Annotated in this window: 16 protein-coding genes; 9 read left to right on the top strand and 7 right to left on the bottom strand. The window is 72.3% G+C overall.

Going from position 1 to position 22,806, the window contains the following annotated elements; genetic code table 11:
- Positions 1 to 262: 262 nt before the first annotated feature.
- Positions 263 to 544, top strand: coding sequence for a type II toxin-antitoxin system RelE/ParE family toxin (locus R2737_18475; GenBank protein ID MEZ5118245.1), 282 nt, complete (start codon positions 263 to 265; stop codon positions 542 to 544).
- 73 nt (positions 545 to 617) lie between these two features.
- Here R2737_18475 and R2737_18480 read toward each other — a convergent pair whose 3' ends face one another.
- Positions 618 to 1,853: a hypothetical protein gene (locus tag R2737_18480; GenBank protein ID MEZ5118246.1), complete on the bottom strand. Its 1,236-nt coding sequence runs from the start codon at positions 1,851 to 1,853 to the stop codon at positions 618 to 620.
- Between the two features lie 339 nt (positions 1,854 to 2,192).
- Between R2737_18480 and R2737_18485 the strand changes: the two genes are divergently transcribed.
- From R2737_18485 to R2737_18495, 3 genes are read left to right on the top strand one after another with little or no spacing between them, the layout of a single operon-like run.
- Positions 2,193 to 3,347, top strand: a complete 1,155-nt coding sequence (locus tag R2737_18485) for a hypothetical protein (GenBank protein MEZ5118247.1) — start codon at positions 2,193 to 2,195, stop codon at positions 3,345 to 3,347.
- Between the two features lie 8 nt (positions 3,348 to 3,355).
- Entirely contained in the window at positions 3,356 to 6,196 is a 2,841-nt protein-coding gene (locus tag R2737_18490) for an adenylate/guanylate cyclase domain-containing protein (GenBank protein MEZ5118248.1), read from the top strand.
- Positions 6,193 to 7,833 carry a cyclic nucleotide-binding domain-containing protein gene (locus R2737_18495; GenBank protein MEZ5118249.1) on the top strand — a complete coding sequence of 547 codons (1,641 nt, stop codon included), beginning with the start codon at positions 6,193 to 6,195 and terminating at the stop codon, positions 7,831 to 7,833. The genes R2737_18490 and R2737_18495 overlap by 4 nt, the downstream gene beginning before the upstream one ends.
- Positions 7,834 to 7,889: 56 nt before the next feature.
- Here the strand turns inward: R2737_18495 and R2737_18500 are convergent, their stop codons facing one another.
- Positions 7,890 to 8,111: a hypothetical protein gene (locus R2737_18500; GenBank protein MEZ5118250.1), complete on the bottom strand. Its 222-nt coding sequence runs from the start codon at positions 8,109 to 8,111 to the stop codon at positions 7,890 to 7,892.
- Positions 8,112 to 8,179: 68 nt separating this feature from the next.
- On the opposite strand from R2737_18500, the gene R2737_18505 reads away from it, so the two are divergent.
- On the top strand, positions 8,180 to 8,731 hold the full coding sequence (locus R2737_18505) for a DUF4287 domain-containing protein (protein ID MEZ5118251.1): 552 nt from the start codon (positions 8,180 to 8,182) through the stop codon (positions 8,729 to 8,731).
- A gap of 15 nt (positions 8,732 to 8,746) precedes the next feature.
- Here the strand turns inward: R2737_18505 and R2737_18510 are convergent, their stop codons facing one another.
- From R2737_18510 to R2737_18520, 3 genes are all read right to left on the bottom strand, one after another.
- A complete protein-coding gene (locus R2737_18510; GenBank protein ID MEZ5118252.1) occupies positions 8,747 to 9,376 on the bottom strand; it encodes a DUF47 family protein in 630 nt (209 codons plus the stop codon).
- Positions 9,376 to 10,401, bottom strand: a complete 1,026-nt coding sequence (locus R2737_18515) for an inorganic phosphate transporter (protein MEZ5118253.1) — start codon at positions 10,399 to 10,401, stop codon at positions 9,376 to 9,378. Before R2737_18515 ends, R2737_18510 begins: the two co-directional genes overlap by 1 nt.
- Positions 10,402 to 10,509: 108 nt before the next feature.
- Positions 10,510 to 11,919: a sulfite exporter TauE/SafE family protein gene (locus tag R2737_18520; GenBank protein MEZ5118254.1), complete on the bottom strand. Its 1,410-nt coding sequence runs from the start codon at positions 11,917 to 11,919 to the stop codon at positions 10,510 to 10,512.
- Between the two features lie 241 nt (positions 11,920 to 12,160).
- Here R2737_18520 and R2737_18525 point away from each other — a divergent pair, with 241 nt between their 5' ends.
- Positions 12,161 to 12,973 (top strand): hypothetical protein, encoded by an 813-nt coding sequence (locus R2737_18525; GenBank protein MEZ5118255.1) that lies wholly within the window; start codon positions 12,161 to 12,163, stop codon positions 12,971 to 12,973.
- Positions 12,974 to 13,091: 118 nt separating this feature from the next.
- Positions 13,092 to 13,715: a copper chaperone PCu(A)C gene (locus tag R2737_18530; protein ID MEZ5118256.1), complete on the top strand. Its 624-nt coding sequence runs from the start codon at positions 13,092 to 13,094 to the stop codon at positions 13,713 to 13,715.
- 89 nt (positions 13,716 to 13,804) lie between these two features.
- On the opposite strand, the gene R2737_18535 is transcribed toward R2737_18530, so the two are convergent.
- On the bottom strand, positions 13,805 to 14,392 hold the full coding sequence (locus tag R2737_18535; protein ID MEZ5118257.1) for a hypothetical protein: 588 nt from the start codon (positions 14,390 to 14,392) through the stop codon (positions 13,805 to 13,807).
- Between the two features lie 77 nt (positions 14,393 to 14,469).
- Here R2737_18535 and R2737_18540 point away from each other — a divergent pair, with 77 nt between their 5' ends.
- A complete protein-coding gene (locus R2737_18540) occupies positions 14,470 to 15,642 on the top strand; it encodes a heavy metal translocating P-type ATPase (protein MEZ5118258.1) in 1,173 nt (390 codons plus the stop codon).
- Positions 15,643 to 15,930: 288 nt separating this feature from the next.
- On the opposite strand, the gene R2737_18545 is transcribed toward R2737_18540, so the two are convergent.
- On the bottom strand, positions 15,931 to 17,586 hold the full coding sequence (locus R2737_18545; GenBank protein MEZ5118259.1) for a heavy metal translocating P-type ATPase: 1,656 nt from the start codon (positions 17,584 to 17,586) through the stop codon (positions 15,931 to 15,933).
- Between the two features lie 430 nt (positions 17,587 to 18,016).
- Between R2737_18545 and R2737_18550 the strand changes: the two genes are divergently transcribed.
- Positions 18,017 to 22,792 (top strand): multicopper oxidase domain-containing protein, encoded by a 4,776-nt coding sequence (locus R2737_18550; protein MEZ5118260.1) that lies wholly within the window; start codon positions 18,017 to 18,019, stop codon positions 22,790 to 22,792.
- The last annotated feature ends 14 nt before the right edge of the window (positions 22,793 to 22,806 follow it).

Here is a 22,806-nt window from a genome sequence, read left to right on the forward strand (position 1 = left end):
GACATGGACGCCTCCTTCGTAATGCAATTGTGCGCACAACGGAATCCTCGTCAACCTCTCTCCGCACCGCGAGGCACCCCGGGCGCCGGGCGTGCGACGCGAGTACGGTGGCGCCCGCACGGTGGGCTCGCCACGATGATGGGCGCCTGGCCGACACCGACCTCCTGCGTCAGCTGGCTCAGTCCGCCGACGACGAGGACCAGGGGCGGGTCGAGTCGGCCGACGCCGTGGCTGAAGCCATGCGTACGGGTCGCGGCGCGTGATGAGCGACGGGTCCCCCGATCGGCTGGCCATCACCGCCACTGCACGCCGACAACTCGCCGAGCACCTGCCCGAGACCGTCGCCTTCGCCGCCCACGAGTCCATCAGCGGCCCGCTGCCGGAGAACCCTCGCCGGGTGGGGAAGCAGCTGATGCGTTCACTCGACGATCGGCACAGTGCGCGTCGAGGCACCTACCGAATCCTGTACCGGATCGACGACGCGGAGCACGTCGTGATCGTCCTCGCTGTCGCTGCACGCGCAGACGCGTACCGAACAACCTGACTTCTCGCCTGACACGACGTCCTGCGCGACCTCTGCGTGGTGAGATCGTGCCGACATCCAGGCCGACCTCCGGCTACCGCAGCGAGTTGTAGCGGGCAATCCACCGCTGTACGGCATCGTCATCCGTGACGTCCACCCCGTCAGCCAGCATCGACGCGAAGATCTGGCCTGCGGGTCCCTTGCTGGAGCCCTGCAGCTCGAGCATCAGGAAGTCGCCGCCGAACTCCTCGACCGCAGCGCGCGTCTCCTCGATCCACCGCGTGTCGAGGCCCTTCTTCGCCCCGCAGTAGCCGACCAGTGCGTCCAGTACCTCGGGCACCCAGGGAATGTCCTCGGCCTCCCAGTGGACCTTGCGGGGAGCCCAGTCCGTCAGGAAGAGCTCCGCGGCCATGGGGCTCCACCGGAGGGGGTCGCCGACGCCGTAGTCGCAGGCGTAGTCGAGGGCGACCCGCGCGATGTACCGGACGCCATCCCGCCCGGGTGGGGCGTCCGGGACTCCCTCCCCGGACAGGAGCTCCTTGACCGCCTTCGTCCTCATGAACGCCGAGACGATGCGGTCGCGCTCGGCCACGGTCACCTCGGGGACGTCGTCCACGTCCCGTCGGGGCGGGGGCAGACGGTCCAGTCTCGCCGCCAGCAGGTAGCGCGTCTCCCCCGACTCCTCGCCGAAGACCTCCCCGATCGTGCGGTCGGTGACGTCCAGATGCCGCCACAGGTCATCGGACGCGGCCTGCGGGTCCATCGGCCCCAGAGTCGAGCCGTCGTCCTGTCCCTGGATCTCCTCCAGGAGCTCGAAGAAGCCAGAGCCCACCCGTACGAACATGTCCTTGATCAGGTGCAGGTTGTAGTCGACGAGTACGACGAGGACGTGCGGCTCGGGACGGTCGACGCCGGGATAGGAGAACCCGAGGTAGTAGGAGGTCTGGTCGCCGTACACGTCGGTGGCGATGGCGGAGCGCCCGAGCTCCGCGGTCCCGATCCGATCGGCCCACTCGGGCAGGCGCCACCCCGTGGCCCCGGCGGACCGGCCTGACTCGAGGAGCAGGCGGGCCTTCTGGCGCGCCGATGCCGGCCCTGTTCGGGCGATCGTCTGGAGCGCCAGCCCACCGGCGGGGTGCCCACGCAGCGGTGCCCGCATGACCTCCTCCGCCAGAGCCTCGGCCGCTTCGGTCCGCCCCCACTCCGAGCCCGCCCACGCCATGCCCAGCAGGTAGGAGAGCAGCAGCTCGGACTGCAGCGGCCCGTCATCGTTGAGCCGCTCCGCGAACGCACTGAGCACCGCATCGGCGATGGCCGGCGGAGGGCTCACCGCCCGTCGCCCTGGGCGCTTGCGCTTCTTGGAGACAGGGGACACGGCACCCACTCTGGCACGAGCGGCACCGAACGAAGCGCCGGTGCTCCACGCCACGGAGCCTCCGGCGCGGCCATCTTCGTCACCGCGACCAACGTGGCGGGATGGGCCGTCGGCGGCTCGACCCCGCGCCCGGTCACCTGGACGCGCCCGCCCTGCCGGCCGGTCGCCGGGCGACGCGCCCCACCCCGTTCGGCCGATCCTCGCAACTGTTTCGCCCCAACGGTGCCGCGAGACGGTCCGCGCGTGCCATCATCCGCGCGCGGGCACGGCCCGGTGGAGGAGCGGGGGGTGGCCATGTCCCGGTCGCGAGCGTACGAGTGGGGAGCGTCGGCGCGGGCAGCGTTGTCCGGCGGGGCCGCGGCGCTGATGCTGGCCGCGTCGCTGACGGGCATCGGCCCCGCGCACGCCGCATCGACAGCACCGGAGCGGACCTCACCGGAGGTCGCGGGCCTCGCAGCGGCACCCTCCGCGCTGCGCGTCGGACGGCTGGACCCGCAGTTCGACGACTTCGGCCCCCCGACGCCCGGCCCCGGTCTGCTGCCGCTGGTCGCCGGGACCAGCGCCGACGTCGAGATGCGCTGGCGGGCACCGGCCCGCGTCACGGCCGCGACGCTGAGCGTCCTCCTGCCAGACGCCTTCGACGTCCCCGTCGTGCGCCCGCAGGCAGCGGTGCTGGCGCCGGGCGTGGTGTTCCAGCGGGCGCGGGCGGGCGCGTTCACGGTCCGCCCGGCGGCCACGTTCTCCGACGGCTACCGGCCACGGGGCCATTGCCAGCCCGTCCCCGGGCGGGTCCCGCAGACGGCGACCCGCACCTCGGCCGGCTGGCTGCTGACCGTTCCGGGCGTGACCTGCGCGCGCGGCCAGCTGCTGCGGCTGCGCGTGTATGGCGTCCAGCTCCCGGCCGAGCCGACCACGGTCCGGGTGCCCTGGCGACTGGAGGCGCACCGCGCGTCGGCGCTGCCCGCCGGCGACGGCGGCTCCGACGGGTGGCGCGGATCCGCCGAGGTCAGCGTCATCGCGCCGACGCCGGCGCAACTGGTCGTGACGGCCCCGCCGACCTACCAGCTGGTCCGCGACCGCGGCCCGAACGGACAGCCGCTCAGGACCGTCCATGCGGCTCCCATCTCGGTCACCGTCACCGTGGTGGGCGACGACGGCAGCCCCTACCCCGACTGGACCGGGTGGATCACGGTGGCGCCGGACATCCGGCGTGAGGCGTACCGGCTCTCCTGCGACTCGCCCCCGCAGGCGGTGCGGGTGCGAGCGTCGGACCGCGGTCAGGTGGTGGTCCGGGGCATCGAGCTGATCCGTGACGTCGACGGCTACGTCAACGCGTGGGCCATGGACCACGGCCTGACGCCCGGCTCGTCGGCGCGGATACGCGCCCTGCCCCCGCCGGACGGCTTGCCGTACGTCGAGAGCGCCGTCTGTCCCATCTCGTACCACTGATCCCCGCCATGACGTCCGCCCAGGGCGAGGACGCGACGAACCCGACCCCGGCTCCGCCGGAGGAGCACCGGGTCGCGACGGCGCTGTTCGCGGACGTGTCCGGCTTCACCCGGCTGGCGACCAGCCTGCCCCCGGACGAGTTGTCCCGCGTCATCGACCCGGTCCTGTCGGCGCTGACGACCGTCGTGGACCGCTACGGCGGCCTGCTGGAGAAGTACGTCGGCGACGCGCTGCTCGCGCTCTTCGGCGCGCCGGTCGCCCACGACGACGACGCCGACCGCGCCCTGCGGTGCGCGGCGCAGATGCACGACGCCGTACGCGAGATGACGCACCACGTCGAGGCGCTCGGCCTGTCCCTGCACATCGGCGTCGACTCCGGTCCGGTCCTCGCGCGCCCCATCGGCGACGGCACCGGCGGCCACTACGGCGTCCTGGGCGAGGCGGTGGTCGTCGCGCAACGGCTGTCGTCCCTGGCACCCCGGGGCGAGACGTACGTCGGCCGCGCCACCGCGCAGCTCGCCGGGACGTCGGTGGTCCTGGAGGACCTCGGGCCGATGACGGTCAAGGGCCGGACCGAGCCGCTCTCGGTGCACCGGCTCGTCGCGGTCGGAGACCCGCTGGCGTCCCGCGGCCGCACCCACGGCGTGCTCGCGGGGCGCCAGCGCGAGTCGGCCGCCCTCGACGAGGCGCTGCGCGGGCTGGCCGCGGGCCGGGGCGGAGTGGTGGTGCTCGCCGGCGAGGCCGGCAGCGGCAAGACCCGGTTGGTGGAGCAGCTGGCGGCGGACGCGGCCGCGGCGGGCATCCCCGTGTTCACGGGCGCGGCCGCCTCGTACGCCATGACCGCGCCCTACCAGCCGGTGTCGACCTGGTTCGCCGCCGAGGAGGCCCCGGCCGGCCTGGCCGACCCGGGACCGGACCCGGAGGGGGCCCGCGCCACGGTGCGGGCGGCGGTGGCGGCTGCGCTGCGCGACCGTGCGCACGCCTCCGGCCTGGTGGCCGTGGTGGAGGACGTGCACTGGGCCGACGACGCCACCCGAGAGTTGCTCGGCGTCCTGGCGGTCTACGCGCCCGCGGACCGGGTCCTGCTCGTCGTCACCGGGCGGGACGAGGCGCAGGCGGTCGCGGTGCTGACCGCCGCCGGCGCACCGCCACCGACCCTGCTGACCCTGGATCCGCTGGGCCCGGGCGCGGTCGCGGAACTGGCGTCGGACCTGCTCGGCGGACCGATCGACGCACGACTGCGGGACGTGCTCGCCGAGCGCAGCCGCGGCAACCCGCTGTTCGCCGCCGAGCTGGTGCAGGCCCTGCTCGACCGCGGCGACGTGATCGGCGAGGAGGGGCGGTGGCGGCTGCGCCCCGGCATGCAGTCCGAGGACCTTCCCCTCACGGTGCAGGCGGTGATCGCCGCGCAGGTGGACGGTCTCCCCCAGGACCTTCGGGACGCCCTGGTGACCGTGTCGGTGATCGCGGACACGATGTCCGTACGCCGGGCCGCCCTGGTGCTCGAGACGCCGCCGGACCTCGCGCGGGCCGTACTGGAGCGCGTCGTCGACGCCGGCCTCATGGTGCCGCTCGACGACGGGTACGGCTTCCGGCACGGCCTGGTCCGCGAGGTCGCGCTGGAGCGCATGCCACGGCGACGGCGGCGGGAGGTCCACGTGCTGGCGGCGGAGGCCGCCGCGCTGCTCGGCGGTGCCCCGGACACCGTGACAGCCACCGTCGCGCACCACCTGTACGAGGCCGGGGCGCGCCGCCTCGCGCTGCCCCACCTGCGTGCCGCGGCCGCGTCGGCCCGGGCCCTGTTCGCCAACGCCGACGCGGAGGCCGTGCTGGCCCGGGCGGTGGACTCCGCCGGCCGGGAACCCGTGGACCCCGCGCTGCCCGACCTGCTGGTCGACCTGGCCGAGGTACGTCAGCTCCAGGGCGACAACCTCGGCGCCGCGGCGGCCTTCGCCCAGGCGGAGGAGTCCGGGGCCGGGGTCGCGGCGGTGGCGGGCCGTGCGGGCGCCCTGCGCCGCGCCGGCGAGTACGCCGCCGCGCTGGAGGTTCTGGACCGGGTGTCCGGGGCCGCCGACGTCGACACCCGGGTGCTGGACCTGGAGCGGTCGTGGGTCCTGGGCCTGCTCGGGCGCCGCGGCCCGGCCAGGGAGGCGGCGCTGCACGGTCTGGCGGCGGGTCCGGGGGACGACCTCCTGGCCGGACGCCTGGAGCTGCAGCTGGTGTGGGTGCTCATGGTGGACGGAGACCTCGACGAGGCCCGCGCCCACGCCGAGCGCGCGCTCGCCCTGGTGCGCGCGGACCCGAGGGCGACGGTCACCGCGTACCGCCTGCTGGGTGACATCGCCCAGCGGGCCGGCGACCCGGCCGCAGCCCGGGGCGTGCTGACGCTCGGACTCGGCGAGGCCCGCCGGACGGGCAACGTCGAGGAGGAGGCCGCCTGCCTGGTCAACCTCGGCCTCGCTGCGTCGGGCGAGGGGGATCACCGGGACGCGGCGGCCTCCTACGACGCGGCGCTGGAGGCGTTCACGGTGGCGGGCAACCCGGTGGGCCGGTGCATCGCGCACGGCAACCGGGCCTGGGAGCGGATGCATCTGGGCGACCTCGCCGGCGCGGAGCGGGACTGCGAGGACTCGCTGCGACTGTCCCGGGCCACCGGCAACACCCTGGCCGAGGCCGACGTCACGAACACGCAGGCGTTGCTGGCCCGGCGCCGGGGCGACGGGTCCGCGGCCGTCATGCTGGCCCGGCGCGCAGCGGAACTGTTCCGTTCGGCCGGCGCCGAGGCCGAGGCCGACGCGGCTGACGAGCTGGCTGACGAGCTGGCCGACCAGGCGGAGGGAACGGGATGAGCCGGCTTCCGATGACGCTCCACGCGCTCGGCAACCCCGGGGGCCTGCGCCGGACCCTGGTCGCCTACGTCCTCTACGGCCTGGTCGAGATCGCCGCCTGGTTGGCGATCATCCTGTACGCCTTCGACGAGGGCGGTGCCCCGCTGGCCGGGGTGGTGGCGGTCGTCCAGCTGGCTCCGGCGGTCGTGCTGGGCCCGTTGCTGGCCGGCGTCGGGGACCGGTGGTCCCGCGGCACGGCACTGGCGGCGTCGTACCTCGGCGTCGCGATCACCGCTCTGGCCACGATGGTGGCGCTACTCGCGTCGGCACCGGTGACCGTGGTCGTCGCGGCGTCCACCACGCTCACGATCGCGCTGTCGGTGGTCCGCCCGATCCACTTCGCCGCCCTCCCGCCGCTGGCCCGCAGCCCGGAGGACCTGGTCTCGGCCAACTCGCTGTCCTCCGCGGGGGACGGGGTCGCGTTCCTCGCCGGTCCGGTGCTGGCCGGGATCGGCGTGCAGGCCGTGGGGCCGTGGCTGGTCTTCGCCGGGTCCACCGTGGCGGCGGCGGTCGCCGCCGCGCTGTGCCTTCGGCTGGGGCTGGGGCGACCCGCCGCGGAGGAGGCAGCCGCCGAGCCCGGCGGGTGGCGCAGCGCGGTCGAGGGCCTGCGGGCGCTGTGGGGCGACTGGGCCGCGCTGGCCCTGCTCCTCGTCCTGGCCACCCGCTTCGTCCTCGGCGGGGCACTGGACCTGCTGGGGATCTCGTACGCGACCGAGGTCCTCGGCCTCGGGCAGTCCGGCGCCGGGTTGCTCATCGGTGCCCTCGGACTCGGCGGGCTCCTGGGCGCAGCGGTCGCCGCGGCGGTGTCGGTGCGCCGGACACTCACGCCCACCGTCGTCGTGGGCGGACTGGTGCAGGGGGTGGGTGTCGCGGTGGTCGCGGTGCTGGCCCTGCTCGCCCCCGCCATGGCCGCCCTCGCGCTGGCGGGCCTGGGCTCCGCCCTGCTGATGGTCGGGGGTCGCACCCTGCTGCAGCGCTGCACCGACGACCGGGTACTGGCCCGCGTCTTCGCGGTGCAGGAGGGCACCGCGCTGATCGGCGTGGCGCTCGGCGCCGCCGTCGCCCCGCCGCTGATCGACCGGTTCTCCGCCGCCGGTGCCTTCGTCCCCTTCGGCGTGGGCATCGCCCTGCTGGCGCTCGCCGTCGTCGGCCTGGTCCGCCGGCTCGACGCGCGGTCGGTCGTCCTGCCGGAGGAGACGGCTCTTCTCCGCGGGGTGCCGTTCCTGGCCGTGCTGCCCGCGTACGAGCTCGAGCGGCTCGCCCGCAACGCCCGCTGGCGCGAGGTCCCGGCAGGGACGGACGTCGTGCGTCAGGGAGACAAGGGCGAGGAGTTCTACGTCGTGGCGGCGGGGGAGTTCGCCGTCACGGTGGACGGCGCGCGCCGGCCCACGACCCTGGGGCCGGGGGCCGCGTTCGGCGAGATCGCGCTGCTGGAGGCGGTCCCGCGCACCGCGACCGTGACAGCCGTCTCGCCGGGCCGTCTGCTCGGCCTGACCGCCGAGGACTTCCTCGCCGCGGTCACCGGCAGCCCGGACGGGCACGCGGTCGCGGCCGAGGTCGCGGCCGAGCATCGGGCCCGGGACCGCGCGGCGGGCTGAGCGCCGGCGACGGCCCACTGGCCGGCCCCGACCTGCCTCCGTCGGGAGCGGCTCCCTCAGAAGGCCAGGACGACCAGCACCATCAGCAGGACAAGCGCCACGGTCGCGGCCACGGTGACCCCGCGCACCGCGGCGTCCGACGCGGGCCGCAGGTCGGAGAGCCTGGGCTGCGGCGCGTACAGCCAGCGCTGCTGGGCGGCGTGCCAGATCCAGTCCCGTCGCCCGTCACGCCAGCGCGGGTCCTCCGGTCCCGGAGGCAGGGCGCCAGACCAGGCCATGCCCCCATGATGACCCCGGGCGGCGATCCAGCCCAGGGGCGTGGCCCCGAGGCCTAGCATCGGCGCCCATGGCGACCAGCTCGGACCGGGCCTCCTACTTCCCCGCGATCGAGAAGCGGTACGGGCAACCGATGTCCTACTGGTTCGACCAGATGGAGACGGTGGCCGACCGGAAGTACCCCGATCAGATCGCGTTCCTGCGGGAGAACCACGGCTTCAGCCAGGCGCACGCGAACGCGCTGGTGATGTACGCCCGCGGCTCGACCAGCTCCCGACGTTTCGACACCCTCGACGACTACCTCGCGCCCTTCGACGGCACGAAGCGGACGACGGTGCACGCGATCCTGGACACCATCACGGACGCGTACCCCGACCTGGAGACGGTCATCGCCTGGAACCAGCCGATGCTCAAGCTCGGCGACCAGTACGTGTTCGGGGTGATGGTGCTGAAGAACCACATCCTGATCGCGCCCTGGGGCGGCGTGCTCGACGAGTTCCGACCGAGGCTCGCTGACTACAAGCTCAACAAGAAGACCGTCCAGGTCCCGGTCGACTGGAAGCCCGACGAGGACCTGCTCCGGGACCTGGTCGCCCCTCGGATCGCGCAGATCTCCGGATGAGGTCGCGCGGGTCCCTCAGGACTCCTTGACCCGGGAGTACCAGACCCGCTCGGCCACCGACACCACGTCGTCGGACATGGACGACATCCGCCGGTACAGCTCGCGGCTGCCGATCACCACCCGCATGTCCGTACTCTCCGAGAGCACGTTCATCGCCTGCCGGTAGACGCGCTCCAGCCGCCGCTGGCTCTTGACCGCGGCCGACGCCGCATCGGTGGCCAGCGTCCCGGACTTGTCCTTCTTGCCGTCGAGATGGTCGAACGCGGCCCGCAGGTGCTGCACCCCCTCCGCGAGCAGCACGGCCATCTCCGCGGACGCCTGGTCCGGGGGGAAGGCCATCGCCTCGGACTCCCGCACCGTGTTCTTCGCGCCGTTGATCACCCGGTCCAGGTCGTGGCTGAGCTGGAAGAGGTCCTCCGGCTCCAGCGGCGTCGTGAAGGCCTCGCGTACGGCGTCCACGAGTGTCCGGCGGACCTCGTCGCAGGCGTGCTCGGCCTCGCGCACCTCGTTCGCCCGGTCCGCCTCCCCCGCCGCCCAGGCCGCGAAGGCCGCCATGCCCTCGGCGGTCAGCTCCACCTGCCGCTGCAGCATCCCGATGACGTCCGGTGTCTGCGGCAGGAACCAGCGGCCGCGCCCGTTCTTCATCACACCAGCCTCCATACCAGCAGGACGGCGACGGCCAGCGCCGCCGCCGCGGGCATCGTCGTCAGCCAGGCGATGCCCATCTCGCGCACGATCTCCCACCGCACGTGCCGCCACCGGCGTCGGCCCGCGCCGATCCCGACCACGGAGGACGCCACCACCTGGGTCGTGCTCACCGGTGCTCCGATGAGTGACGCGCCGAAGATGACTGACGCCGACGAGGTCTGGCTGGCGAAGGAGTCGATCGGGGTGAGCGAGAAGATCCGCCGCCCGATGGTCTTCACGATTCGCCACCCGCCCAGCGCGGTCCCGAGCGTGAGGGCCAACCCGGTCACGACCTTGACCCACAGCGGGACGACGAGCTCGGACGTCTTGCCGGTCGCCAGCAGCAGGACAGCGATGACACCCATGGCCTTCTGCGCATCGTTGCCGCCGTGGCTGAACGACAGTGCCGATGCGGCCACCCAGCCGCCCCCGTCGACCGGGCCGCGCCATCGCTGGGTCCACCGGCGCGACGCCACCCGGAGCAGCCGCAGCAGCAGGAACGCGCACAGGAACCCCAGCGGCGGTGAGATGAACAGGGCTACGAGGGTGCCGATGACCCCGTCGGGGTGCCAGCCGTCGAACCCGCCCCAGTTGACCGACTGCAGCCCGCCGTACCCGGACAGGATGCCGTCGGCGATGGCCGCCCCGACCAGGCCGCCGACCAGGGCGTGCCCGGACGACGACGGCAGGCCCATCCGCCAGGTGATGAGGTTCCACGCAGTGGCGCCGAACAGGCCGGAGCCGACGACCACGACCATCTGGGAGTCCGGCACCGTGACGATGCCGCCGATGGTGTCCGCGACGGCGGTCCCCAGCAGGATCGCGCCGGCCATGTTGAAGACGGCGGACAGGCTGACCGCCTGCCCCGGCGTCGCACCCCGGGTCGCCACCAGCGTGGCAATGGCGTTGGACGCGTCGTGGAACCCGTTGGTCAGGGCGAACGCCACCGCGAGCCCGATGGCGATGATGAGCCCGACGTCCACGGGCGTAGTGAACAGCAGGTGAATCCCTGGTGACGGCAGATCGCCGCCGGCCGCTGGCCGTGTCCTGACGGCCGGCTACCCCGGTATGGGTGGTCGTTCGCGGCCGGCTCAGGCCTCTGGTCGCGGGATGACCGTGATGTAGCCGCCGTACATGCCCATGGAACAGCTGAAGGCGACGCGTCCCGGCTCCAGGGCGGGCAGCTCGATCACGTTGGGACCCTTGACCAGGTTGACGGAGACGCCGAGCGCGGGCGACCGCAGCGCGATGGCGCACGACTGCGGATCGTACGAGTCCACCACCCAGCGGATCGGGAGACCGGCGTAGACCACCGACTGCACCGGCAGGTAGCCGTCGGTCACCTGCTGGGTATGGAGCACCTGCTGGGTCGGTGTGACCTCGACGTTCGACGTCACGGTGGTGGCGCCGGCCACGGCAGGATCGCCGAAGGGGTGCAGCGGGTCGATGCCGGCGAGGCGCAACCCCGCGGCCGCGTTCAGGAACGCGAAGAGCAGGACGAGCACGCCCAACCCGCGCAGCACCGGGACGCGCCTCCCTGCAGGCAGCAGCTCCGGCAGCCCGCCCAGGGTCAGCAGACCGGGTGCGGTGCCCAGGGCGAACGTGCCCATGACCGCGGCCGCGTACGCGGGCGACCCGGTGGACAGGGCGAAGATCTGCGCGGCCTGGGTGAAGCCGCACGGGAGGAAGAAGGTCGCGGTTCCGAGGAGTGCCGTCCGCAGATCGGAGTAGCCGCGTTCGGCCTTGTCCTGCAACCGGAGTCGTCGGCTCCACGATGACGGCAGGGTTGGGGACCAGCCGGCGATGCGGGGCGAGAGCTCGGTCAGGCGAACGCCGAGCACGCCCATGACCACCGCGACGACGAGCATCATCACGGCCAGGACCTCGGTGGGGATGGTGAGGCTCGCGCCGAGCGCCCCCAGGATCGCGCCGAGAGCGGCGAAGCCGACGACGCGGCCGATGTTGAACACGATCACCGGTCGCAGCCGCTGCAACGTGCCGGGGGTCGCATCGGGGTGCAGGCGCGCCATCCGTGCGGTGTGCGCAGCCGAGACCGCCAGCACGAGTCCGCCGGTGAGCGCCATGCAGCTCGAGACGCCCGCTGCCAGACCGAGCAGCAGCACGACGCCCAGGCCGCCCGCCTCGAGGTCGCCGACCCCGCTGGACAGCCGGGACCAGCCGAGCGCCTGCGCCACGACCGCGAGCGCGGCGACCGTGAGGACGGCCACCCCCGCGGTGAGCCAGACGGCCCGGTCCCGGTTCAGCCAGGACGGTCGGCCGACGGCGTAGCCGGATCCGGCCACGGCCGCCGCGACGGCCTCGAGGTCGGGGGTACCCGCCCACACCACCTCGACGCGGCCCCTCGCGGAGGAGGCGCGGGAACTCTCCACGCCGGGAATCCGCCCGACGGCCTTCTCCACCCGGGACTCACACGTCCGGCACGTCATGCCGGTCACGCGGGTCGTGGAACGCGCCCCGGCGTCCCTCGAGGTCAGGGCCACGGGGATGACGGTCCCACAGCCGGCGTCCCCGCGTTAGCGTCCCTTCGGCCCAGCCGGGCCCGGGACCTTCGGCCCCGAACGGCCCGCCCGAGCGCACTCCGGGGGGACGCCGACATGGGTCGCCTGTCCCCCCGACAATGGATCGAACGGCCGATCCCCCGCTCGGGCGATCGCTGGCACTGTGTCACGGGGGTCGCGGTCGGCAGTCCGCCGGCCGTTCCACTGGGGGGAACGCAGCGCGATGTTGGCCACGCGCAGCAGTCCGCGAGCCGGCCCCGCCGACCGACAGGTCCGGGACCGGCTCGCGGCCTCACCTGCCCTGCGTACGGCCCGCGGCGCGGTCCTCGGCCTGGTGGTCGTGGGGCTGTCCGTGGGAGCGCACGGCAGTGCCGGCGGCCACATCCCCCTGGGAACCCTTGCCGTCGCGACGGTTGTCGCGGTGGCCCTCGGGATCGCGCTGTCCGGTCGGGAGTGGACCGTCGTCGGTCTCCTCGCATTCCTCGCAGCGACCCAGGTCCTGCTGCACTACGTGCTCGAGGCGTCGATGCCGATGCACGCGGGTACGGGCACGGCGACCCCAGCGCACGACCACGCCGGCATGGGGATGCCGGGGACGGCGATGCCGGGGACGCAGGTGCCGATGCCCGGCATGGCTTCGTCCTCGCCGGTCGCCGCCGCGACGATGCCTGACGCAGGTGCGTCGGGTTCCGCTCTGGACGGTGCCGTCGGCCTGTCCGGCCTGATGCTCCTGGCCCACGTCGCTGCCGTCGTGGTGGCGGCGGTGGCCCTTCGGTACGGCGAGGACGCCGTCCTCGCCGTCGTCACCCTGCTGCTGGCGCCGCTGCGCCGCCGGCCCGGGGTCGCGGTGGACGCGACCCCCGCGCCGCCCCGACCCCACCCGGTCGGCTGGGAGCCGATCGGCGGTCGCTCGGCCCTGGTGGCCTTCTCGGTGCGCCGTCGCGGACCGCCGGTCCCGGCACTCGCCGGACCGTGGCCCGCGGGGGTGACCCCACGGTGCGCCTCACTGGCCACCGCGCGCTACCTCAGAGCGTGACCCTGCGGGATCGCGGTCCGTCGACACCCGGGCCGCCCGTCCATCCGCGCCCGCACGGAGCCGTCGGCACTTGACCGACCTCCCCCGCAGTGCGGGCCACGCTCTCGAGAGGCACCCTGTGTCAGTTCACCACCGCAGGTCGGCGCCGAAGCGCCGCGCGGCCATCGTCGCCGGCGCCGCGCTCGTCGCGGCCGTCGGCCTGGCCGGCTGCTCGTCCGGCGACGCGTCGTCGGGCAGCAGCGCCGCGGCGGGACCCATCACGGTCACCGACGCCTACATCAACGAGCCCACGCTCCCGGAGCGGACCGGGGCCTTCGCTCTCGTCTCCAACTCCTCCGACGCCGAGGTGTCGCTGACCGGGGCCAGCGTCCCGTCCGACGCCGCGTCGGAGGCCCAGCTGCACGAGACCACGATGGTCGACGGCGCGATGGAGATGTCCCAGGTCGCCAGCATCCCGGTCCCGGCCGGCGGCACGCTGCAGCTGAAGTCCGGCGGCTACCACATGATGCTCATCAACCCCACGCTCACGGTCGGCCAGACCGTCCCGATCACGCTCACCTTCAGCGACGGCACGTCGGTGACGGTGGACGCGACGGTCAAGGCGCCCGAGCCGGTCCCGACGATGTCGGACGACATGAGCGACGACATGAGCTCGGAGGGGATGGAGTCCGAGGGCATGGAGTCCGAGGGCATGGAGTCGGACGGCATGGAGTCCGAGGACATGGAGTCCGCCTCCATGTGACGGGGCTCCCACGAGCGGGCGACGAGTCCACGGATCCTCTGCAGAATCCACGGATCCCTTGGGGGGGTCGCCCAGACGGGGGTCCGGCCCTACGGGGTCGGGCCCCCGTCCTCATCCGGTGCCCCGCTCTCCGCAGGGGCCCCGCTCTCCTGCACCTGGCAGGCCGCCGCGACCTCCTCCGCGGAGGTGGCCAGTGCCAGCTGCTCCTCGGTGGTGACGGTCGTCAGCTGTTCACGCGCCGCCAGCGCTTCGGGGGAATCCGTCGCCAGCCCGGCCGCGTACGTCTCCAGCACCCCGCGCAGCGCCTCGACAGTCCGCTGGTTGGCCACGACCTCCTCCACCGACACGATGCCCAGGTCGCCGGCCTGGGCCCACAGCGCGGAGAAGTCGTCCAGCACCGCGGCCGCCTGGTCCGCGGTGGCGGGGTCGGCACCCACCTGAGCGAGGACCCCGGTGACGTCGACGTACGCCGCGCACCACTCCGGCACCGTGCCGACCCGCAGCGTGGACGATGCCGACGGCTCCGCGGAGGCGGACTCCGACGCGGCGGCCGTGGCGGCCGACGGCGACTGGCTGCCCGTGGTCGTCGAGTCGCTGGTGCACCCGCCGAGGAGGACGACGGCCGCAAATGCGGCCAGGGCCAGTGCGGGGGCGCGCAGCCCCCGGACCCGCGTCATGCGCGGAGCGTACGCGGCACGCCTGGCCCGCTCGGTCGGCGGACACGTACGATCGGGCCGCAGGCGAGGAGGACGGCGTGAGCATCGACACCGGGGCGGACAGCCAGCGCGTGGACCTGGCGGTCATCGGGATGACCTGCTCCTCGTGCGCCAACCGGATCGAGCGCAAGCTCAACAAGATGGACGGCGTCACGGCCACGGTGAACTACGCGACCGAGACCGCGTCGGTGCAGTTCGCGCCGACCGTCACGCTGGAAGACCTGCTCAAGACCGTCCACGACACCGGGTACGAGGCGCTGCCCCCCGCTCCGCCGGAGCCCGAGACGACCGACACGGACGAGCGCTCGGCCGCGGAGATCGCAGGCGACCGCGAGGTGGAGGACCTGCGGACCCGGTTCTGGGGCTCGCTGGCGCTCGCCACACCCGTGTTGCTGCTATCGATGATCCCGCCCCTGCAGTTCACCTACTGGCAGTGGCTGTGCTTCGCCCTCGCCAGCCCGGTGGTGTTCTGGGGCGCGTGGCCGTTCCACCGAGCCGCATGGCTGAACCTGCGGCACGGGACCGCGACCATGGACACGCTCATCAGCATGGGCTGCCTGGCCGCGTACCTGTGGAGCGCGTGGGCGCTCTTCTTCGGCGGCGCCGGAGTTCCCTTCTACAGCATGGAAGAGTCGCTGCTGCCGTCGTTCGACCGGGTCGAGACCGGGATGCCGGACATCTACCTGGAGGTCGCGGCGGCAGTACCGGTGTTCATCCTGGCCGGCCGGTGGTTCGAGGCCCGCGCCAAGCGCCGGTCAGGGGCGGCGCTTCGCGCCCTGCTGCACCTCGGCGCCAAGGACGTCGCCGTGCTGCGTGGCGGGGTCGAGACCCGGATCCCGGTGTCGCAGCTGTTGGTGGGCGACCGGTTCGTGGTCCGCCCCGGGGAGCGGATCGCCACCGACGGGGTCGTGGTCGAGGGGACCAGCGCGGTTGACGAGTCGCTGCTGACCGGCGAGTCCGTGCCCATCGAGGTCCAGCCCGGCAGCGACGTCACTGGCGCCACGGTCAACGCCGACGGGCGCCTGGTGGTGGAGGCGACGCGGATCGGCGACGACACCCGGCTCGCGCAGATCGCCCGGCTGGTGGCGCAGGCGCAGTCGGGCAAGGCGCCGGTGCAGCGGCTGGCCGACCGGATCTCCGCCGTGTTCGTGCCGATCGTGCTGCTGATCGCGCTGGCCACCCTGCTCGTGTGGCTGTGGATCGGCCGCTGACCGCTGCCGCCGTTCGGGACCTCCGTCCCGGGCGAAGTCGGGACCCTGTGCCCTGGCGCTCCGCCGGGCGGCCGCGGCAGCCTCCCACCACGAGCATCAGACACGGAGGCAGGACCACCATGGCCGAGGCCACCAGTTGCGACTGCGGCGACACCAGCGGCTCCGGCTGCTCCTGCCAGATCTGAGGGAAGGGCCGAGCCGGACAAGCGGCCGACTCGGACCCGAAACCGCCCCCGCGTCACCACGACGACGGGGGCGGTGCCGTGGACGGCTCCGAGTCGGCCCGACTCAGACGGACGCGGGCTCGCGGCTACGCGGCTTGGCCCCGCCGCCGGCAGCCCCGGTGGTTGCGGTGATGGAGCGGAACCGCCTCAGCCGCAAGCTGTTGGCCACCACGAAGACGGACGAGAAGGCCATCGCCGCGCCGGCGAGCAGTGGGTTGAGCAGCCCGACCGCGGCGAGCGGGATCATCAGCACGTTGTAGGCGAACGCCCAGAACAGGTTTCCGTAGATCGTCCGCAGCGTCTTGCGGGACAGCCGGATCGCGTCGATGGCGGCCATCAGGTCGGTACGGACGAGGGTGAGGTCGCTGGCCTCGACCGCGACGTCGGACCCGGATCCCATCGCGATGCCGAGGTCGGCCTGCACCAGCGCGGCAGCGTCGTTGACGCCGTCGCCGACCATCGCCACCGCGCGGCCGTCGGCCTGCAGGCGGCGTACGACGTCGACCTTGTCGCTGGGGAGGACCTCGGCGATGACCTCGGTGATGCCGATGTCGTCGGCGACGGCGCGGGCGGTGCGGGCGTTGTCGCCGGTGAGGAGGACCGGTTCGATGCCCATCTTGCGGAACTGGGCGACGGCCTGACGGCTGGTGGGGCGTACTGCGTCGGCGACCGCCAGCGCCCCGCGGACCGCGCCGCCCCAGCCGACCGCGACGACGGTCGCGCCGCGGGACTCCCACTCGTCCACGAAACCGGCCAGCCAGGCGGCGTCCGCGGCCGGGAGTCCGAGGCTCTGGGCCACCCACGACGGCCGGCCCACGACCGTCTCCTCCCCCACGACGAGGCCGCGAACCCCGAGGCCGCGCTCGTTGCGGAACTCCGCCACCGGGCTCAGGTCGCCGGTCCGGTCGGCCGCTGCCGCCGCCACTGCGCGGGCCACCGGGTGCTCGCTGGCGTGCTCGACGGCGCCGGCGCGCGCGAGCACCTCGTCCTCGCTGGCGCCGTCACCCGCCACCGCGGCCAGCTCCATCCGGCCGGTGGTCACGGTGCCGGTCTTGTCCAGCACGACGGTGTCGATGCGGCGGGTGTTCTCCAGCACCTCGGGGCCGCGGATCAGCACGCCCATCTGCGCGCCGCGGCCGGTGCCGACGAGCAGTGCCGTCGGCGTCGCGAGTCCGAGGGCGCAGGGGCACGCGATGATCAGGACGGCGACCGCCGCGGTGAAAGCCGCCTGGACACCGGAGACGTTGGTGAACTGCGGCCCGAGAGCGCCCTCCCCCATGCTGGACATGCCCTGGACGAGGTCCTCGGCGGCTCGCGTCACCCCTTCCGCGGTCACCGTCGTGACGTCTGTCGCGACGACCACCCCGTTGCGGTACACCGCCACGCCGAGCCGGAAGGTGGGCGCGGTGCCGGCGACGGTGAGGTAGACCTCCTGCGGGTCCGCGGACGTCAGTCGGATTCGAGGAAGTATCTCCGTGCCGTTGCGGAGCAACGAGGCCTGGTCGTCCGTCTCGACGATCGCGTACTCGTTGCGTGCCAGTGGCACTGAGTCACCGTTGCCGTTGAGGTAGGTGAGGCGGAAGGGAATCTCTGCGCCGGGCGGTGCTTCTGGGTCCTGCGGGTCGATCTGAACCTCGGTCACCCCGGCGGCGTCGTCGGCCCGCACCGGAGCGGCGAGCGCGATCGAGAGCACGAACGTGCCGAGAAGGATGACGAGCACCGCGAGCAGGACGGCAGGGTCGCGACGTCCACGGACCCGATTCAGGCTGTGCGGCAACGGGTCCCCTCCCCGGCGCACACTCGCATGACGCAACTCCCTCGCCTCGACCCGCACCTGCCGCCGACCAGCGTCCGTCCGACTACTCAACGTCGCCCGATGCTACGCGGACCGGTGAATCACCTCGCGGCAACCGTTCGGATGACGGGCCGCGGGACCTTGGCCCCCGAGAAGAGGGGCCGTGAGGGGGTGCTGCGCCCGTGGCCCGAGCGAGGAGGTTTACCCCATCGGGGTACGGGGGTCGTACCTCACGAGCCGTCCTGCTACGCCGGCTCGCAGCCACTGGGGGGCTGAAGAAGTGAATAGTCATCGTCTGCGCCTGTCTCGCAACAGGGTGCTCATATCCGTGTCCGCCTTGGCCCTCGTCGCCGCAATGGCCGGACAGATCTCACTGGGAGGCGCCTCGTCGCAGGCCGCCTCACCGCCCACGGACATTCCCGGTGTCCCGCACTACTTCGGGCCCTGGCCCAACTGGGCCAACAGCCCCTTCACCCTGCCCAAGGCCACCGTCGAGATCGCGCCGCCCGGCCAGGGAGCCACGTTCATCGTCACCGTCGCGGCGACGGGTGAAATCGCGAACGCGCGAGTCACCAACGGTGGCAGCGGCTACAACCCCGGGACGCAGATCCTCTTCTCCGGCCCCAGCGGCAGCGGCGCGTACGGCGTTCCCCGGCAACTTGAGGACGGCGGCCGTATCAACGGCGTCAGACTGGTGAGTAGGGGTAGCGGCTATACCCCGGGGCAGACCACGGCCACCGCAGTCGGCAGCGGCAGCGGCGCGACCGCGGTGGCGACGGTGGACCCGGTCGCGGGCGGGATCAGGGACATCCAGGTCACCAACCCCGGCAGCGGCTACTTCAGCCCTCCCGGGGACACCGTCTTGACTAGCGCGAACGTGATCATCACCGACAGCCGCGGAGACGGATTCGGCGCCGGCGCGACGGCGAGTGCGACGAGCACGAACAGCGGCGCGGTCGTCGCGTTTGACGGCATCCAGGCCGGTGCCGGCTACTCCGAGTTCGTGGTGACGCTCACCGGCGGCGGCGGCAGCGGCGCGACCGCGATCGGCACCGGCGGCGTGGACGCCGTCACGCTGTCCGACCCCGGCTTGGGCTACACCATGCCCACGGTCGACTTCGACTGGCCAGACTCCCCTGACGGCGAGCAGGCCGTCGGGCACGCCAAGTTGAACGCCGACGGTTCGATCGACGCGGTGATCGTGGACGACCCGGGCTCGGGCTACATCACCGCGCCCGGCGTGGTGATCCGCAACGGCACCGCCAACGACCCGATCCTGCTGGACCAGGACGGCAATCCCTGGACCACGCCCGCGACGGCCACCGCGACCCTGAAGCTGTCGGCGGTCTACACCGACGCTCCGGGCTCCGGCTACACCAGCGCCCCGACCGTGACCATCTCCGACCCCGACGGCGGGGGCGTCGACGCCGCCGCGACGGCGATTGTGGAGGCGGGGGCTATCACCGGGATCCAGGTCATCAACCACGGAGCCGGCTACCTGCAGGAGGGGATGAAGAAGTTCATCGACCAGCTACCGATGCTGTGTGACCCGTCCTCGGCCGCAGGTTGTGATCCCAGCAAGAAGACGCTGCCGCTCGCGGTTCCCGTGGTCGGCAAGGACGTCGTGTTGAGCGGCAAGACCGCCAAGACCGACCAGTATGAGATCGGGCTCGTGCAGTACCGCACCTCGTTCTCGAGCGACCTGCCCCAGACCATGGTGCGCGGCTACGTCCAGATCGAGACTCCTGAGTTCGTCGCCGCCTTCCCGGGCAAGAGCCAGCACTTCGCGCTATACAACGAAATGCTCGACGGCTCTCGCGTAGCGGTCACGATCAACGGCCAGCAGGCCTACGGCGTCACGTCGCCGCAGTGGCTCGGCCCGGTCATCGCCGCCGAGAAGGACAAGCCGGTCCGGATCGTGTTCCGCAACCTGCTTCCCACGGGCGTGGCCGGTGACCTGTTCATGCCGGTCGACACCACCTTCATGGGCGCCGGCGACGGCCCGACCGGCATGCCACTCCCCGCGGACGAGGGGACCGTGTACGACGACATCCGCAACCCCGCGTGCGAGGTAGCGAACCGGGACGGCCTACCGACGCCCAAGGAGTGCTTCACCGACAACCGCGCGACGCTGCACCTGCACGGCGGCATCTCCCCGTGGATCAGCGACGGCACCCCGCACCAGTGGATCACCCCCGCGAACGAGGCCACGGACTGGCCCGAGGGCGTGAGCGTCGGGGCAGTGCCCGACATGGCTGATGAGAACTGTGATGACCCGACCTACACCGACCCCGCGGTCAAGAGGGACGGGTGCTCCACGTTCTTCTACACCAACCAGCAGAGCGCGCGGCTGATGTTCTACCACGACCACGCGTGGGGCATCACCCGCCTCAACGTGTATGCGGGCGAGGCCGCGGGCTACATCATCGGCGACAAGACCGAGAAGAAGCTCGTGGGCAACGGCACCCTCCCCGGCGACGAGATCCCGCTGGTCGTGCAGGACCGCACCTTCGTCCCCGACGACGACCAGATGTTCAACGGCTACTACGACCCGACGGGCCAGTTCAACTACGGCCAGGACCCGACCTGGGACACGTCGCGCTGGGGCACCAAGGGACAGTTCTGGTACCAGCACGTGTACATGCCGGCGCAGAACCCCGGTGACCCGTCCGGGATGAGTGCCTTCGGCCGCTGGATGTACGGACCCTGGTTCTGGCCACCGGCCGCCAACACGGTCTACGGCCCGATCGACAACCCGTACTTCGACCCGAACTGCCGGCTCGACGACCCGTCGACGTGGCAGTACGACACCGACCCGTTCTGCGAGCCCGCGCTCATCCCGGGCACGCCGAACAACTCGGCGGGCATGGAGCAGTTCAACGACACCCCGACGGTCAACGGGGTCGCGTACCCGACGGTCACGCTGGAGCCGAAGTCGTACCGCTTCCGCATCCTCAACGCGGCCAACGACCGCTTCTTCAATCTGCAGTGGTACAAGGCCGATCCCAACCAGCTGGGCCCCAACGGCAACCCGACCGAGGTGCGGCTCAACCCGGCCGAGGTGGCCGCGGCCCAGACCGACCCGAACATCTTCCCGACGCCGGCCAAGACCTTCGCCGACGGCGTGACGAGCACGGACGGACCGGACTGGGTGCAGTACGCCAACGAGGGCGGCTGGCTGCCGTCCCCCGCCGTCATCGACGGGCAGCAGCCGACCACGTGGATCATCGACCCGACGCGGTTCGACGTGGGCAACGTGGACCTGCACTCCCTGCTGGTCGCCCCCGCCGAGCGCGCCGACGTGGTCGTCGACTTCTCGAAGTTCGCCGGCCAGACGCTGATCCTGTACAACGACGCTCCGGCGGCGTTCCCCGCCCGCGTCGCGTCGTACGACTACTACACCGGCGCTCCGGACATGCGTCCTGTCGGCGCACCGCCGATCCTGCCCGGGTACGGCCCCAACACCCGCACCGTGATGCAGGTGAAGATCGCCGGAACCCCCGCTGCGCCGTTCAGCATCACGAAGCTCCGCAACGCCTTCAAGCACCACGCGGACGGCAGCGGAGTCTTCGAGTCGGCTCAGAACCCGGAGATCGTGGGCCAGGCCGAGTACAACTCCGCCTACGGGACCAGGTTCCCGGCCGCCAGCGACTGCAACGTCTCCGCAGGGGACGCGGCAGGCAACCAGGTGATCACCAGCACGTCACACAACTGCGACGGCAAGGTCCGGGTGAACGACAACCAGTACTTCAAGTTCGACGGGTTGTCGACCAAGTACACGGTCGACCCGGCGAATCCGAAGAAGGTCGACTTCACCAGCAACTTCCAGCTGGACGTGCAGCCGAAGGCGATCCACGACGAGATGAACGCGACGACGTTCGACGTGTTCGGACGCATGCAGGCCAACCTCGGCATCGAGGCCCAGCCACCGACACCGGGCCTGCAGAACGTCACGCTCTACCCGTACGTGAATCCCCCGACCGAGGTCATCAACGCCCAGAAGCTGCCCACGGCACCGGTGGCCTACGACGCCAACGGCCAGCCGGACACCAGCGTCGAGGTCAAGCCGATGACCAATGACGCGGACGGCACGCAGTTGTGGCGGATCACCCACAACGGTGTCGACACGCACCCGATCCACTTCCACCTGTACGACGTGCAGGTCATCAACCGGGTCACGTGGGACAACATCATCATTCCCAACGATCCCAACGAGAACGGCTGGAAGGACACCGTCCGGATGTCTCCCTTGGAGGACACCATCGTCGCGCTGCGGCCGGTGAAGCCGGACCTTCCGTGGGAGGTTCCGAACTCCATCCGACCGCTGAGCCCGATGATGCCGGTGGGAGCCAGCGGCGCGGGTGCCGGCTTCAACAACGTCCTGCCGGACGGGCAGCCGATGACGAACGGCATCGCGAACGATCTCGTGAACTTCGGCTGGGAGTACGTGTGGCACTGCCACATCCTCAGCCACGAGGAGATGGACATGATGCGGCCGCAGGCCGTGGCGGTCCCGCCGAACAATCCCAGTGACCCGACGATCGATGCCACACCGATGGGGAGGAACAACGTTCGGTACACGATCACGTCCACGGACAACTCCATCGCGGAGACCCAGTACGTGCTCCAGCGCACGAGCAACGGCACCGACTGGGTCAACGTCGGTGCGCCCAAGGTGTCGCCCCTGGTCAAGAACAACGGCTCCGGGGGACCCCTCGTCTGGACCACGACCGGATCGGCGGGGGTGCCGTTCGGCTTCCGGGTGGTGGGTCAGAACACTGTGGGCTACGACGCCGCCTTCGGGCAGACGACCGCCAGCTCGTACTCCGCGATGGTGTTGACGCCGGGTGCTGCTGAACCCTCGGCACCGTCACGCGTGACGGCGGCTCGCACCGGCAGCCGCATCCGGGTCAGCTGGGGCACCACCGCTGGTGCAGCCGGCTACGTCATCCAGCGGTCGGTCACGCCTTCCGGCGGCACTCCGGGTGCCTGGGTGCAGGTCGCGAGTGTGGGCGCCAACTCCAGTTCATGGCTCGACGCGAACGCACCGACCGGAGCCAGCTACCAGTACAAGGTGTCCGCCTACAACGTGGTCGGCGCCAGCAACTTCACGTCCAGCAACACCGTGTAGACGCAACACTCCCC

Source organism: Candidatus Nanopelagicales bacterium (genome assembly GCA_041393815.1).
In the GTDB taxonomy this organism is placed as follows: domain Bacteria; phylum Actinomycetota; class Actinomycetes; order S36-B12; family JAWKJK01; genus JAWKJK01.

Coding starts and splice junctions, on each gene's coding strand:
- R2737_18475 (MEZ5118245.1), top strand. CDS start 263: ATGAGCGACGGGTCCCCCGATCGGCTGGCCATCACCGCCACTGCACGC.
- R2737_18485 (MEZ5118247.1), top strand. CDS start 2,193: ATGTCCCGGTCGCGAGCGTACGAGTGGGGAGCGTCGGCGCGGGCAGCG.
- R2737_18490 (MEZ5118248.1), top strand. CDS start 3,356: ATGACGTCCGCCCAGGGCGAGGACGCGACGAACCCGACCCCGGCTCCG.
- R2737_18495 (MEZ5118249.1), top strand. CDS start 6,193: ATGAGCCGGCTTCCGATGACGCTCCACGCGCTCGGCAACCCCGGGGGC.
- R2737_18500 (MEZ5118250.1), bottom strand. CDS start 8,111: ATGGCCTGGTCTGGCGCCCTGCCTCCGGGACCGGAGGACCCGCGCTGG.
- R2737_18505 (MEZ5118251.1), top strand. CDS start 8,180: ATGGCGACCAGCTCGGACCGGGCCTCCTACTTCCCCGCGATCGAGAAG.
- R2737_18510 (MEZ5118252.1), bottom strand. CDS start 9,376: ATGAAGAACGGGCGCGGCCGCTGGTTCCTGCCGCAGACACCGGACGTC.
- R2737_18525 (MEZ5118255.1), top strand. CDS start 12,161: ATGTTGGCCACGCGCAGCAGTCCGCGAGCCGGCCCCGCCGACCGACAG.
- R2737_18535 (MEZ5118257.1), bottom strand. CDS start 14,392: ATGACGCGGGTCCGGGGGCTGCGCGCCCCCGCACTGGCCCTGGCCGCA.
- R2737_18550 (MEZ5118260.1), top strand. CDS start 18,017: ATGGCCGGACAGATCTCACTGGGAGGCGCCTCGTCGCAGGCCGCCTCA.